Below are 15,012 nucleotides of genomic sequence, written 5' to 3' on the forward strand. Positions count from 1 at the left end.
TACACTTCCAAACTACTGTCTTTATTGTTGTAATATAGAAAAAAATAGATAAAAATACAGAATATTCATTTGGCCATCCTTCAATATTCGCTAGTAAAATCAACATTTAATCCAAAAAAAGTCCATGCCATAATTTTTGCGAATGGATGTAGTTTCTGATTTCTTTGTTTCTATATTGGAGGGTGCAATAATTAAAACCATTTATAATAATTAATACGGATATCAGATTTATTATACTATAATTTTAGCCATTCCATAAAATATGAATGAACACTACCCCTTACTGACACTTATCTCCCTCATGCTATTTATGGGTATATTGTTCTATTTGGTTCTAAAGTCAAGAATAAAAAACGAAAGTATAGAAACCTACGCTTTAGGAAGCAAGAGCTTTTCCTCTTTTTCCGTAGCACTATCCTTAGCCGCCTCTCTCACCAGTGCGGCGACCTTTATTATTAATCCCGGCTTTATTGCTTTATACGGTCTAAGTGCCTATTTGGCCTTTGGTGTAGTAATGCCTTTGTCCATATTTGTAGCACTGGTAGTGTTAATGAAACGCTTCCGTCAATACGGCATTAATGTAAAGTCGCTCACCATTGCGGATTGGGTAGGAAAAAGATACGGTTCTACTTTCTTAAAAATATTTTTCGGGTTGCTGAGTACTCTCTTGATTACTTTTATTGTACTCATCTGTGTAGGGATTACCAAGGTTTTGTCCAAAGCGCTGAACGCCGATGAACTCACTATTCTCATTGTACTGGTAGTAGTGGTATTCTCCTATATGCTAGCTGGAGGGACCAACTCCATGGTGTATACCAATTCCCTACAAGCAGTGATGATGATCGTGGTGGCTATTATATTATTAGGTTCTGGGGTAGAGTATTTAATTAGTAGCGGCGGTGAAGGAATTTTTGAAAGACTTGCTGCCATAGACCCCAACTTGACAACGACCTTCAATTCCAAAAGTCCACTTTTCCGGGACTTTTTTGAGGTAGTGGTCTGTAATGCCATTGTTGGTATCGCTATTGTTTGTCAACCACATATCCTTACAAAGTCGCTCCTCATTAAGAAAAATGAGCAGGTCAATAAATTTTTGACCTATTCCATTCTAATTTTAATTGTTTTCTTTTCCGTTGTTATCACCGGGTTCTATGCTCGTTTAAATTTCCCCGACCTTATATACAGCGGTGAACTGCTTAAAATGGACGGCATTATCCCTGCTTATGTAGTGGATAGGTTTCCTATCTATATAGGCATATTGGTAATCTTGGGCTTAATTGCAGCCGGACTATCAACCTTGGAAGGACTTATTCAGGCTATACCAACTACTTTGACCAATGATCTTATTATACCAATTTTAGGAAAATATAAAAAAGGCATAACTGCAATACAGATCAATTGGGCAATCACCTTTTTTGTTGCCGTTGCCTCTATCCTCCTATCGTACCAACAATTGGTAAGTCCAAGCCTTAGTGTGGGTATTTTTGCGCAAAATGGAGTCTACGCCTTTTTCTCAGCTGCCTTTGTACCCGTATTTTTCGGCATTTTCACCAAAACAACCAATGTATATGTGCCCATTGTAGCCTCTTTAGTCGCCGTACTGACACATTTTGGAATCTATTATTTGGAACTCACCCCTTACATGGACGGTGCCACGGTAAAGAATCCGGCAATTGCATCGGCTTTTGCCATATTGGCATCCACTGCAGCGGGTACCCTAATATATTATACTAAACCAATGAAATCAGAAGCCTATGCAACTTAAATTAATTCCCTTCTGGACATTTATTCTAACCCTAACGACGCTAATGAGTCAGGATGTTGAAAAATCGGAATTATTCCTACCCCAAAGCCAAGTGTCTCTTAGCTATACCCAGGCAGGAATGGGAGACCGGACCATTGTATTGATACATGGCTTGGGTAGTAATTCCAAAGCTTTTGATAAAAACTTTAAAGAGCTGTCCAAAAAAGCATTGGTCATTGCCGTGGACCTTCCTGGTTTTGGAGATACGGAACTTGGCGAATTTGTACCTGGAATAGAGAATTATGCAGAAGCCATAGCAGAATTTATCACCCTTAAAAAATATACTAGGGTTACTTTGATAGGCCATAGCATGGGCGGACAGTTAGCCATGCAATTGGCGGCCAAAAATAATCCCGAATGGCTTTATCAATTGATATTGCTGGCCCCTGCCGGAGTGGAGAAATTTACTGATACCGAAAAGAATTGGTTTTATGCAGTAGTGAACGAACAACTCTATCTCAACTTAACCGATGCTCAGATAAAGCAGAATTTCGACCTTAACTTTTATGGGGGGCAACTTCCACAAGATGCCCAGTTTATGTTGGAGGATCGCCTGGTCATAAAAGAAGACCTGGAAATATATAAGACCTATATCGCTACAGTGGTCAAAAGCATTTATGCCATGTTGAACGAACCGGTATACGATAAAATCAGCAAAATCAAAGTACCTATAACGGTCATATACGGGAAAGATGACAAGTTGATTCCCAATAAAATATTACACCCGCAGCTAAGTATTGACAACCTCTTAGAAGTCCTCAACACAGATTATCCGCAAGTTAGTATCATTCAATTGGACCAGGCCGGACATTTTGTGCATTGGGACCAAAGCGATTCAGTAAATAATATCATCCTAAAAAAGATTACCGAATAAAAACGAGTGCCCATTGGCAGTAAATAAATGGAAATCACAAAATTAAATTAACCACTAAATTCAACTAAAATGAAACAATTAGCAGTAGCAGTGTTATTCTTTGCAGGCTTGTTAGCAATGAACGCACAACAAGTAACGATTACCGGAAAGGTGACCGATGAGGAAGGTGCCGGCCTATCCGGAGCAAATGTCTACGCAGTGGAAGTAGGGGCCGGGGCCACAGCTGATATGGATGGTAATTACCAATTCACAGTTCCTGCTGGCCGACATATAATTGAGGCCTCCTATGTAGGTTATTCCACTTCCTCGCAGAAAGTTGATGTCACCGAAGGAACTATCCTAAATTTCACCCTAACAGAAGGTAGTGCCCTAGACGAGGTAGTTATATATTCAGGCTCCAAAAAAGCCGAAAAACTCACAAGTTCTACTGCTACCATCATTACCATTAGCGCTCGCGAAATTAGTGAGTACGCCGGTAATCCTGCAGAACTGCTGGCAAGAGAAAAAGGAATCGACTATTTTAGGGCAGGTATCGCGGCACCTGCATTTAATATTAGAGGTTTTAATTCCAACTTCAACTCTAAAAACCTGCAGGTAGTGGATAATAGATTTTCTTCCCTTATTGCCACCGGACTTCCCATGGGGCCTTTAACGACCACCATCAAGGAAGACATAGAGCAGGTAGAATTGATATTGGGCCCGAATGCCACCCTTTACGGTCCCAATGCCCATAACGGACTGATCAATACCATTACCAAAGACCCCCGTAAATATGAGGGAACTACCATAGCTGGTAATCTTGGAGTTACCGGGGATGGGGACGCCTATTATTCGGGAAGACTTCGCTTCGCCAAAAAATTCAATGAAAAATGGGCATTTAAAGCAACTGGGGAATATACCAAGGCTACTGAATTTCACTATGCAGATACAGTTTATATAGATCGTAAGGCAGCGGACGGAAGTCCAGGAGCCGATGGTGTTAAGGAAGGTTATCCGGAATTTGAACTGGATCCCAAGGTAGAATTCTTTAAAACGGAAGCCAGTGCGTATTTCACGCCAACAGCGGGTACAGATATAATAGCCACTTATGGCCATAGCAATAGCACCTACCTCTCCCCTACCAATGTGGGACGGAATCAGATCATAGATTGGAGAATAAGTTTCTACCAGTTAAGGTTTAATACAAAAAACTTTTTTGCACAAACCTATTTTACTACCAGTAAGACCGATGATACATACTCTATAGATGATCGTACCAAGCAATATTACCGAGGAATCGATGCCGGAATGACTCCCGAGGAAGCTGCAGGAGATTTTTCTTATGCCAGTGGGGCGTTATTTAAGGACGATTCCAAAAGATGGAATGCTGAAATACAATATAACAATACCCTATTTGAAGACATGGAGCTGATTACCGGTCTGCAATACCAAAAGGATATGGCCAATAGTAAGAGCACCTATTTGTTGGACCAGACTGATGATGATACCATAGACGTAACACAATTGGGTGGGTACCTTCAATTGGACTATAATTTTGGAAGTGGAATTAAAGCTCTTGCAGCTGCTAGGGTAGACCATCACGAAATCTACGGGACCAACTTCATCCCTAAATTGGGAGTGGTCAAGGAACTGGAAAAAGGCAGTTTTAGGCTGACCTACGGACAAGGTATTGCCTCCCCAACCATCCTAAATATGTACGGTGATCTGTTTTCCGGTCTAATTCTTGGAAATGCGGAAGGCTTTACATTGGCCGATGGCTCAAAAATAGCACCTCAGGATGTCGAAAAAGTAAGTACCTACGAAGTTGGTTACCGAGGTGCCTTAGCCAAAAAATTATATACGGATGTCAATGCCTATTACAACATTAACAAGGACTTTCTAAGCCCTGTAACCGTCATTGGCGTAACCACCCATCGCGGCGATACGCCTATCCAGGAGGTACAGTCCGGCTACGCCATCTACAACGGATTGGTGGCTACTTACGTCAATTTTGGCGAGGTAAACACCTATGGTGCAGACCTTAGCCTTACCTATGTACTTTCCCCACAATGGAACATGACGGCCAATTATTCCTATTTTGATTATTCCTTTGATGAAAACAATATGGAAAATGACTTTGATAAGAACGGCGAAGTAAATTTCTTGGATTTCTTGGTAAATGCTCCAAAAAACAAAGGAGGTCTTGGAATCAATTACCACGGATCACGCTTTTTTGGTTCCGTTTTTGGAAGAACGGTACAAAAGTATAACTACTTCTCCAGTTTTCAGATCGCATCAGAAACCATTCCGGGGATGAACTATAGAGGGCGTCCAATTGTAGAAGACGCGCCTAGTGGTGATTCTTACAACTACGGCCCTTTGGGCGGATTTGTAACCATGGACCTGAATATTGGTTATAAGGTAAGCGATAAGGTCACCATTTCCTTAGCGGCTACCAACCTCTTCAACCAAGATTTACGTGAGTTTACCGCAGCCCCCCCAACAAGAGGATTGTATGTTTTGGAAACTAAAATTCACTTGGACTAAAAGAACGGAAAATATCATTTATGAAGAATGCTAAAATAATTGCCTCAGGGATGTATGTCCCTGAGCTATCTTTGCCCAACTCCTATTTTAACGAATTGTTGGGTGAGGATGTAGATACATGGTTACGGGAAAATGTAAATATATACGAGCGCCATTGGTGCCGGGATAACGAATCTACTGCCGATCTGTGCATGGCCGCCTCCAAGGATGCCTTACAAAATGCCAGTTTGGGGCCAGAAGATATAGATCTGATCATTGTGGCTACGGATACTCCAGAATATATATCCCCCTCAACAGCAGCTGTCCTACAGCACCGTATCGGGGCGAAAAACGCGGGGACGTTCGACCTTAACTCAGCCTGCGCTGGATTTGTTACGGCCACGGAAACTGCCACACATTATATTCGCAGTGGATCAGTGAACAATGTTCTGGTAGTTGGTGCCTATGCCATGAGCAAATATCTGGATAAAACAGACAAAAAAACGGTAACCCTTTTTGCAGACGGTGCCGGAGCGGTAGTCCTTACTGCGACCGAAGAAAAAAACAAGGGCCACCAGACGGGAAAATTGATCTCTCAAGGGCAATATGCGGATTGGATGGGCATATATGCAGGAGCTACAAAAACACCTTTAAGTCAAAAAGTGCTTGATCAAAAAGACCATAAATTAAAGTTCGTAAAGAAATTTCCTCCGGAATTAAATCCGAAAATGTGGAGCGGTTTGGCCAAGGAATTGGCCAATAATATGAAAATTGATGCATCGGAAGTTGATCAATTCTTTATTACGCAAATCAATATCAATGCTATTTACGAAACCCTTCGTATCTTGGAAGTTGACAAAGACAAGGCCCATACCGTTATGAAACATTATGGTTATACAGGGTCGGCCTGTATTCCTATGGCCTTCCATGAGGCTTGGGAACAACAAAAGATAAAGGAAGGGGATACTCTTTTTTTTATTGGATCAGGAGGCGGACTGGCGTTTGCGGCAAATGCTTTTATACTATGATAAATATCTTTGATTGGTTTAAAAAATGGGCAGGCTATACCCCGAATAAAATTGCTGTAAAAGACGCAGATTCTGGAAATAGCCTGTCCTATAATGTTATTCATACTGCAGGGGACGCTTTGGCCAACCATTTTATTGAAAAGCACGGTTTAACTGTTGGGGACCGGGTGGCAATCATCGCCGAAAATCATTTGGCGCAGGTGATCCTATTTGCAGCGGCGCAAAAAAGTGGTATCATATTGGTCCCGATAAATTTTAGGTTGGCCCCGAAAGAAATAGATGCACTCTTAAGCGACTCCCAATGTAAATTAGCGTATACCGATGGTACCATAGCAGCAGATAACCTTGAATACAATACGAAATATGAGAATCTTTTTTCCGTATATGATTTTATCGGAAAGGAGACAAATGAAATACAACCACCAAAATTAACTGAAGACTCCCCTATATTCATCCTCTATACCAGTGGAACTACCGGATTGCCCAAGGGAACGGTATACACGCATAAAATGCTTTTTTGGAACAGCGTCAATACCTCCCAAAGTCTTTTGATCACCAATAATACAATTACACTTAACTGCATGCCACTTTTTCACACCGGGGGATGGAATGTTTTGTTGACCCCTGTTCTACATCGCGGCGGGACGGTGATAATGTTCAGAAAATTTGATCCATTGGCTGTTCTCAATTGTATCATCGAAGAAAAATTAGATCTTTTTATGGCGGTTCCTACCATGCTGAAAATGATGGTGGAATTACCCCAATTTGCACAAGCCGATATTAGTTGTTTAAATTATATTATTGTGGGAGGAGAGAGTATGCCCCTGACACTCATCGAAACCTTTCACCATAAGAAAGTTCCGATTCGACAAGGATATGGTCTTACCGAGGCAGGTCCCAATCTCACATCCTTGCACCAAAATGATGCACAACGTAAACAGGGATCTATTGGCAAGCCCAACTTTTATGTGGAAATACGGATATTAAACAAGGACAATAAGGATGTGCGACCAAATGAGCCAGGTGAGATTTTAATAGGAGGTCCTATGGTAATGCCCGAATACTGGCGGAATGAAGAGGCCACAAGGCAAGCCAAATTGGACCGATGGTTGCGCACAGGAGATATTGGGAGGATAGATGAAGATGGTTTTATCTATATACTAGATCGCAAAAAAAATATGTATATCAGTGGTGCCGAAAATGTATATCCCGCTGAAGTGGAACGGGCATTGTTACATCACCCCGCCATAAAAGAGGCGGTAGTAATTTCTGCACCACACCCTAAATGGGGAGAATGCGGCATAGCCTTTTTGGTAACCGAAAAAGAATTGACCCAACAGGAACTAATATCCCATTGCAAGTCCCATTTAGCTAAATTCAAAATCCCTTCCCAATTTAATTTTGTGAACGAAATTCCCAAAAATGATACCGGAAAAATAGATCGCAAGGCAATTCGGCAGCGGTTTTTAAATCAGATGTCCTAAGGTGAAGGCCGGGAACAATTGAACCATAATGGCTTTGACCTATTTATTTTTGAAACCTAGCAGGTTTATTTAATAAAAATAAAATCCCAACCTTAACATCTCCAATCCGATTATTTGGCACTGTAGTAACGATAGCTGAAGTAGAATAGTTTTACTTACCATAAAAGCAATTGATTTTTGTCAAGTGACTAATCTAGTAGATATGGAATTCTAATCCATTCGTAATACCTAATATGAATAAACCCTCAAAACTTTATAACTTTGTTTTGAGGGTTATTTTATGTAGTCCTTATTTTCTATATCCTGCAATTTATAGAACTAAGTCTTGCTCATGAAATATAAGGCTGAAAATGGATTACAGGAGGGAACTTTATAATGTTTTTTTCAATTTTGTTATCGTCTGCCTTCTCACTTCTGACAATCAAACCCCTTCATTCAACCAGATTTTGAAGATCCATGAACTACTCCGACCAAAAATCACAAAGCTGAACTTATTTTTTAATGACTTAAGGAGTTGACTAGCTTTCCTCCAAAAACAGTGGGCCCTTTAAATAATTGCCCGAACCATTTGAAAAGTCCACTTGTATTATAGGGTACAAAATCAAATCGGAGAATAGCTTCCGGCGACTCCTCACCTTTTATGGTAAGTCCGTCCACAATCTCAAAATCCAAAAATTTGATTCCGTCCGCACGTTCTTCCAAGCGATCACTATATATAATACTGTTACCGGATTTGCCAAGATAAAATCTGAAAACACTATAATTACCAGGGGTCAAAGTAAGCACACTTTTAGATTTTAAAAATAGACCTGTGTGCATCCCTTTAATGGGTATTGAATTTTGACCAGGGAAGTCACTAATAAAATGCTCTTGCCCATTATTATCTATAGCCGAAAACTTATTTATGTTCAAATCCATTTCGGACACTTTCATATCCGTGGCGTAGATGTTACGTAATACCAGATCCTTTATGCATTTTCCATCTGAATCCAATTGATACCTATCGGATAAAAGAGGAACCACTTGCCAAGTCTTGGGATAAAAATTAATATTTTTCATAACGATGTATTTTAAAGAATACAGGTACAAAATTATGGGGAAGCATCTACTCATAAAACAAGAGGATTTTCCAATTTATGTGTTATTTTATCCTTGGAATCAAAATGAATCTTAAACAAATGTTAATATTGAGTACCCAGGTTTAATTATAACCTAAGAGGCTAAATATGTTTGCTCTTATCCAAAACATTCAAAATCCAATCCAAATAGCAAAGATTATCTTACGATTTCGAATAATTATAGAATAGAGATAATGCCGGCCTAACCCTAGGCTTAACAATTAACCAAAGCTGGGTATTGTATCGCTCCCTGATATTAGCAATTCTCTAAAAAGTAATATTTACAAAAGGAAGTATAGGGCTAGTGTAGACACTTTCATCTTCCTTATAAAGTAAATTGTATTTAGCCCCGATAGATATTTTCTCATTAATATTCCACCCTACTCCAACAAATAAAGCCGAGTCCCAATAATCATCGGTAACTTTTCCGGTGGGCGTCTCTGTTTTGGTATTCACCTTGAGCTCGGCGAATTCCAACAAGGTGGTCAATTGTTTGATCGGCCTATATTGGGTTATGATGTTGGCTCCAAAAGTGGTGGTATTCTGCAAATCCTTGATAGAGGTATAACTGCCCTGGATTCCACCACCTAGACTAACTTTATTGCTTACCGCATATATTAAATTGGGAGCTAAGCTAATATTGGTTCCTCCAACAAAACTAAGTCCAAACCCACAGCCAAATTTCAATCTATTTTCCGTTTTGGAAGTGCTATCCACTACAGCAATTTCTGTAGTCTGTGAAAAAATCTTGTCACTGGATAGGAAGACACCAATTGCTATGGCGATTGTAAGGAATAATTTGGTAAATTTCATAAAGATCCTTTTAATGGTTGGTTTTATAAACTCTCTTTTTCTCATTCAATATAGGGCTTTTTTTAACAGTTTTCAATATTTATTTTGCCATGTATAACTTCAATTATCAGATGTCCGAGCAATGATAATGGATTGGCTTTGGTGCCAGACTTCCATTCTATGGATGCCATTGCCAACTATGAAATTAAATTGATCTGGAAAGGGAATACCCCTGTGATAGAGTTTATTCACTATGATGTTGATGGCAATATTGTGAACAAGGAAACCATAAGTAGGTAAAAAATTAACTAACTTCAAACATTATTAAGCCATTCTACACCCTACGACTTAAAATATTGCTAAATGAACAGGAGAAAATTTATAGGGAGAACAGCAGTCCTAAGTGCCTCGACTTTATTACCCCTAAGTTCATTTTCCCTATTGGGGCAACCGAAATACAAGATGGGCTATCAGCTATTTTCGGTACGTACCGATATGGCGAAAGACCCACTTGCAACCCTAGAGGCCTTAAAGGAAATGGGCTATGAAGACTTTGAATTCTACGGTTTTGATGCGGACAAGAACCTTATTTACGGATTTTCGCCATTGGAATTAAAGAATATTTTGGACGACCTGCAACTATCGATCACCAGTGGTCATTACGGTTTTTCTCCTTATTTGGAAAAATCCGATGATGAGTTAAAACGTTTTGTAGATAAATGCATTAGGGCGGCAAAGACCCTGGATAGCAAATATATCACATGGCCTTATATAGCTCCCGAACAGCGCAACTTAGATAATTTTAAACTGATGTCCCGTAAACTTAACCTTATAGGTGAACAGGTAAATTCGGCCGGATTGGGCTTTGCATATCACAATCACGGATATGAGTTTGAGGATTACGGCGGTCAGAATGGTTTTGATATCATAGTTAATGAAACCGATGCTTCACTGGTAAAACTTCAGATGGACATGTATTGGGTTATGCACTCCTCTAAATTTACTCCAAAGGAATTAATTAGGAAACAACCTGGCCGCTATGTCATGTGGCATATAAAGGACATGGATAAAGTAAGCCGGGATTATTCCGAAGTGGGCAACGGATCCATTGATTACAAGGAAATTCTTCCCGATCCAGAAGAATCTGGATTGGAATTCTATTATCTGGAACAAGGAGGCAATTTTAAAACCAATCCAATGAAAAGTGCCGCTGACAGTGCCAAATATTTTAAAACCAACCTTCAGAAATATTTGTAACAATGGCAAAAACACCTGTAGGGCAAAATTGACCAATTAAACACTCTGTCCTTTAATATTACTACGTAAAGCGCCATAGATGAAATTAAAAAGCTGGTGTTACATCCATACTTTTAGTATAAGAGCTATTGGAAACTAGCTTGGAAAGTGACTAAAGTTATTACAAAATATCATTTTGATCTAAGACTGCGACACTTTTTAACTATCTGCTGCCACAACTGAACCTCAATTCTTATTTTTGTCAAATATTAATAATAGAATTCTGTTCATGAACAATGGTTTAATACGAATAGTGTACGATTACCTAATACAAACCGGAATGGACGCCAATACCGCCTCCTATTTAAATGCACTATTACTTTTCGTTGGAATAGTTTTAGTCGTTGTTTTGTTGGATTATATTATTTGGAAAGTATTGAGGTTTGCTTCGGTAAACTTCGCAAGACGTTCCTCCACCAATTTTGACAATTTCTTAGTTGTTAATAAAGTACCTCGATATGTCGCACATATCTTTCCCTTATTATTACTATATGAATTACTTCCGCTTGCCTTTCTAGATTTTGAATATGCAGAAGGCGTTGTATTAAAGGCTATTGAAATACTAGCGGTTATAGTGGTGCTATTGTTGATAAGAAGCCTGCTGCGGAGCATAAAGGATTATCTGAAGACCCTGCCCCATTTGAAGGACAAACCCCTGGATAGTTATACACAGGTATTTATGATATTTGCTTGGATCGGGGGCCTCTTAACCCTTTTTGCTGTCCTGACCGACACTACCATTTGGAAATTCTTCACTGCCTTGGGCGCAGCCTCGGCAGTAATCCTTTTGATTTTTAAAGATACCATATTAGGCCTTGTGGCCAGCATACAGGTAAGCATCAACGACATGGTCCGTATTGGCGACTGGATAACCTTTGAAAAATTTGGGGCAGATGGCAATGTTACCGAAATTTCCCTTGCCACTGTTAAGGTCCAGAATTTTGACAAGACAATCACTACTATTCCTACTTATTCCCTGATTTCGGATTCGTTCAAAAACTGGAGAGGTATGGAGGCATCCGGCGGTCGTCGGATCAAACGTGCCCTACTTCTAAAACAAAAAAGTATAAAATTCCTGACTGCAGAAAATATTGAAACCCTTAAAGGTATACAGCTAATTTCCAAATACATGGAGACAAGAAATACCAATATAGACACCTACAACAAGGAACATGGCATTGACAAAAAAATAGCCATAAACGGAAGAAACCTTACTAATCTGGGCGTTTTTAGAAAATATGTAGAAACATACCTAAAGAACCATTCTGCTATTAACCAGACCATGACACTAATGACTAGGCAATTGCCCCCTACTAGCGAGGGTATACCAATGGAAATATATGCCTTTAGCAATGATAAGCGGTGGGAGAACTACGAATATATTATGGCCGATATTTTTGACCATTTGTTGGCGGCACTTCCGTATTTTGAGTTAGAAGTCTTTGAACTGCCAACCTCCATGGAGGTTTATTTGGACAAGGTAAGAAATGAAAAGGGCGAATAAGGCTTTATTGATTAGCAAATAACCACCCAGATTCACCTAACATAAATTTTTTCCATTAAATTAGAAATATGAAACGTGTATTAATTTTATTTGCCCACCCAAAATTTGAACAATCCAGGGCAAATAAAGCTCTTGTCTCAACAATTGAAAATTTGGAGGGTGTTACCTTTCATGACCTTTATGAGCGCTATCCAGATTTTAATATAGATGTAATTGGTGAGAAAAAATTATTGGAAGAACATGATGTCATAGTTTGGCACCACCCCTTTTATTGGTACAGTTGTCCACCCTTAATGAAACAATGGATGGATGTTGTTCTTGAATTTGGTTGGGCATATGGCCCCAACGCAAGTGCACTGCACACAAAAAAGTGTTTAAATGTAATCACCACAGGTGGTACTAGGGAAGTCTATTGCCCAACAGGTTCTAATAACTACTCGGTAAATGAATTTTTACGACCCTTTGAGCAAACCGCCAGACTCTGTGGGATGGAATATATGCCTCCATTCACCGTCATGGGAACCCATAATATAAGCGATCAAGAGTTGCAGAAACATACCCTCCAATACCGGCAATTGATAGGTTGCCTGCGGAAAAACATGCCTTTGGGAACGGTAAGTGATTGTGAATTCTTAAATGATACCCCCCAACTAAATAAAGTCGAATCCTAATGAGTGGTAGCTTTCTTTTCGCAGCGATTGTATTTCTTGCCGGTGCCATTATTTGCGTACCAATTGCCAAGAAGTTAGGATTGAGTTCTGTTCTTGGTTATTTGCTGGCAGGTATACTAATTGGCCCCTATATTTTGGGTTTTGTTGGGGATGAAGGCCAGGACATTCTTCATTTTGCCGAATTTGGTGTTGTAATGATGCTTTTCCTGATAGGTCTTGAAATAGAACCCAAGAACTTTTGGCAAATGAGAAAAACCATAGTCGGGATGGGCGGAGCCCAGGTACTAGGTACCATGATGGTTTCCTACCTGCTATTTATCTTTATTGGATTTGACTGGAAAGTCTCCTTGATCATATCCATGGCAGTGTCCCTCTCCTCCACTGCCATTACGCTGCAGACCATTAAGGAAAATGGATTAATGAACACTACCTATGGGGCTTCTTCGTTTTCCATTCTTCTTTTTCAAGACATTATAGTCATACTTATGTTGGCGGTAATTCCACTACTGACCGATACCGAAAAAACCGCAGTTGCCGCTGAACAAGCAGATCATATTTATTTGCTTGAAAATCTACCACTTGGATTTCAGGCCATGGCTATTTTCCTTTCGGTTGTTTTAGTGATTCTGGCTGGACGTTATATTTTCGTACCCATGTTACGCCTTGTAGCCAAAACTAGGGTACGGGAGTTATTGTCGGCCTCCGCTTTACTAATTGTTTTTGCCCTTGCCTATCTAATGGAATTGGTTGGACTAAGTCCGGCTTTGGGAGCTTTTCTGGGAGGCGTGGTGTTGGCTACCAGTGAGTTTAAACATGAATTGGAAAGTAATCTGGAACCTTTCAAAGGCCTACTGCTAGGCCTGTTCTTTATGGCGGTCGGTGCCTCTATCAATTTTATTGTTCTTGGAGAAAACCCATTAATGATAAGTGGTTTGGTTGTTGCTGTAATCCTATTAAAAGCTGTAATCTTATTCTTGGTGGCTGTCATTTTCAAGCTCAAGGTAGACCAAAGACTTCTACTAACCATAGGCCTGGCACAAATTGGGGAGTTTGCTTTTGTACTCCTATCATTCGCCTTTCAACTTAATATTTTAAATCGGTTTGAATTGGATATAATGTTAGTGGTAACCGCGCTAACTATGACCCTAACACCGATACTTGGAATACTTAATGAGCGACTTATCTTACCCAGATTTGGGACCAAAAAAGCTGAAACCAGATCGGTAGATCATATAGCAAAAACCCATAAGGTTATTTTAGTAGGTTTCGGCCATTTCGGGAGTACCATAGGGAGGTTCCTCAGATCTAATGGTATTGAAGCCACTATCTTGGATAGTGATTCCAACAGGGTGGATCTTTTAAGAAAAATGGGGTTTGAAGTATATTATGGCGACGCCAGTAGAATGGATTTATTGGAATCGGCTGGAATAGCCGAAGCCAAGATTCTGATATCTGCTATAGATGATCCGGATACCACAATCAAATTGTCGAAAATGGTTAAAGAAAAATATCCAAAGGTAAAGTTGATGGTACGTGCCAAAAATAGATATGACGCTTATGAATTATTAAACATGGGCCTAGAAAATGTGTACAGGGAATCTTTGGAAACTTCCGTTAAGATGGCCGGTGACGTACTTCAGCATTTAGGTTTTAGAAGGTACACTGTTCACAGGCAAGCGCAAAAATTTATCCAATATGATGAAGAAGGCCTGAGAAGATTATCCGTTAAACCCAAAACTAGGGACGAATATATTTTTAAGGCAAAACAAGAAATCAAACAACAAGAGAAACAGTTAGAGGAAGACCTACAAAGAGGTATTATTGAATATGATAACCACTGGGATAGCGAACAAATGAAGGCAGCCCATAAACTGCCCGAGAAGGAATAAACCATTTTGAAATCATAAGAGGGTCAATGATAATTCCCATATATATA

12 protein-coding genes are annotated in these 15,012 nt (G+C 39.7%); 10 read left to right on the forward strand and 2 right to left on the reverse strand.

The window, feature by feature from the left end; all coding sequences use genetic code 11:
• Positions 1-262: 262 nt before the first annotated feature.
• The 5 genes from MWU78_RS13520 (at position 263) to menE (ending at position 7,695) form a co-directional block, all read left to right on the forward strand.
• Entirely contained in the window at positions 263-1,765 is a 1,503-nt protein-coding gene (locus tag MWU78_RS13520) for a sodium:solute symporter (protein ID WP_246998571.1), read from the forward strand.
• The gene (locus MWU78_RS13525) at positions 1,755-2,678 is read left to right on the forward strand and encodes an alpha/beta hydrolase (RefSeq protein WP_246998573.1); all 924 of its coding nucleotides are present in this window, start codon (positions 1,755-1,757) and stop codon (positions 2,676-2,678) included. Before MWU78_RS13520 ends, MWU78_RS13525 begins: the two co-directional genes overlap by 11 nt.
• A 69-nt stretch (positions 2,679-2,747) precedes the next feature.
• Entirely contained in the window at positions 2,748-5,204 is a 2,457-nt protein-coding gene (locus MWU78_RS13530) for a TonB-dependent receptor (protein ID WP_246998575.1), read from the forward strand.
• A 20-nt stretch (positions 5,205-5,224) separates the two neighbouring features.
• On the forward strand, positions 5,225-6,211 hold the full coding sequence (locus MWU78_RS13535) for a ketoacyl-ACP synthase III (RefSeq protein WP_246998577.1): 987 nt from the start codon (positions 5,225-5,227) through the stop codon (positions 6,209-6,211).
• Positions 6,208-7,695 carry an o-succinylbenzoate--CoA ligase gene (gene menE / locus MWU78_RS13540; protein ID WP_246998579.1) on the forward strand — a complete coding sequence of 496 codons (1,488 nt, stop codon included), beginning with the start codon at positions 6,208-6,210 and terminating at the stop codon, positions 7,693-7,695. Before MWU78_RS13535 ends, menE begins: the two co-directional genes overlap by 4 nt.
• Positions 7,696-8,193: 498 nt before the next feature.
• Here the strand turns inward: menE and MWU78_RS13545 are convergent, their stop codons facing one another.
• Positions 8,194-8,754 (reverse strand): hypothetical protein, encoded by a 561-nt coding sequence (locus MWU78_RS13545; RefSeq protein WP_246998581.1) that lies wholly within the window; start codon positions 8,752-8,754, stop codon positions 8,194-8,196.
• Between the two features lie 326 nt (positions 8,755-9,080).
• Complete coding sequence (locus MWU78_RS13550; RefSeq protein WP_246998583.1) at positions 9,081-9,626, reverse strand: hypothetical protein; 546 nt, start codon at positions 9,624-9,626, stop codon at positions 9,081-9,083.
• 84 nt (positions 9,627-9,710) lie between these two features.
• On the opposite strand from MWU78_RS13550, the gene MWU78_RS13555 reads away from it, so the two are divergent.
• The 5 genes from MWU78_RS13555 to MWU78_RS13575 all read left to right on the forward strand — a co-directional run bounded on the left by MWU78_RS13555 (position 9,711) and on the right by MWU78_RS13575 (position 14,965).
• Positions 9,711-9,905 carry a hypothetical protein gene (locus MWU78_RS13555; RefSeq protein ID WP_246998585.1) on the forward strand — a complete coding sequence of 65 codons (195 nt, stop codon included), beginning with the start codon at positions 9,711-9,713 and terminating at the stop codon, positions 9,903-9,905.
• Positions 9,906-9,968: 63 nt separating this feature from the next.
• Positions 9,969-10,862, forward strand: coding sequence for a sugar phosphate isomerase/epimerase (locus tag MWU78_RS13560; protein WP_246998587.1), 894 nt, complete (start codon positions 9,969-9,971; stop codon positions 10,860-10,862).
• 268 nt (positions 10,863-11,130) lie between these two features.
• Positions 11,131-12,405 (forward strand): mechanosensitive ion channel domain-containing protein, encoded by a 1,275-nt coding sequence (locus MWU78_RS13565; RefSeq protein WP_246998589.1) that lies wholly within the window; start codon positions 11,131-11,133, stop codon positions 12,403-12,405.
• A gap of 68 nt (positions 12,406-12,473) precedes the next feature.
• Entirely contained in the window at positions 12,474-13,076 is a 603-nt protein-coding gene (locus tag MWU78_RS13570; RefSeq protein WP_246998591.1) for an NAD(P)H-dependent oxidoreductase, read from the forward strand.
• The gene (locus MWU78_RS13575) at positions 13,076-14,965 is read left to right on the forward strand and encodes a monovalent cation:proton antiporter-2 (CPA2) family protein (RefSeq protein WP_246998593.1); all 1,890 of its coding nucleotides are present in this window, start codon (positions 13,076-13,078) and stop codon (positions 14,963-14,965) included. The genes MWU78_RS13570 and MWU78_RS13575 overlap by 1 nt, the downstream gene beginning before the upstream one ends.
• Positions 14,966-15,012: the final 47 nt, after the last annotated feature.

The organism is Arenibacter sp. F26102 (genome assembly GCF_023015865.1).
In the GTDB taxonomy this organism is placed as follows: domain Bacteria; phylum Bacteroidota; class Bacteroidia; order Flavobacteriales; family Flavobacteriaceae; genus Arenibacter.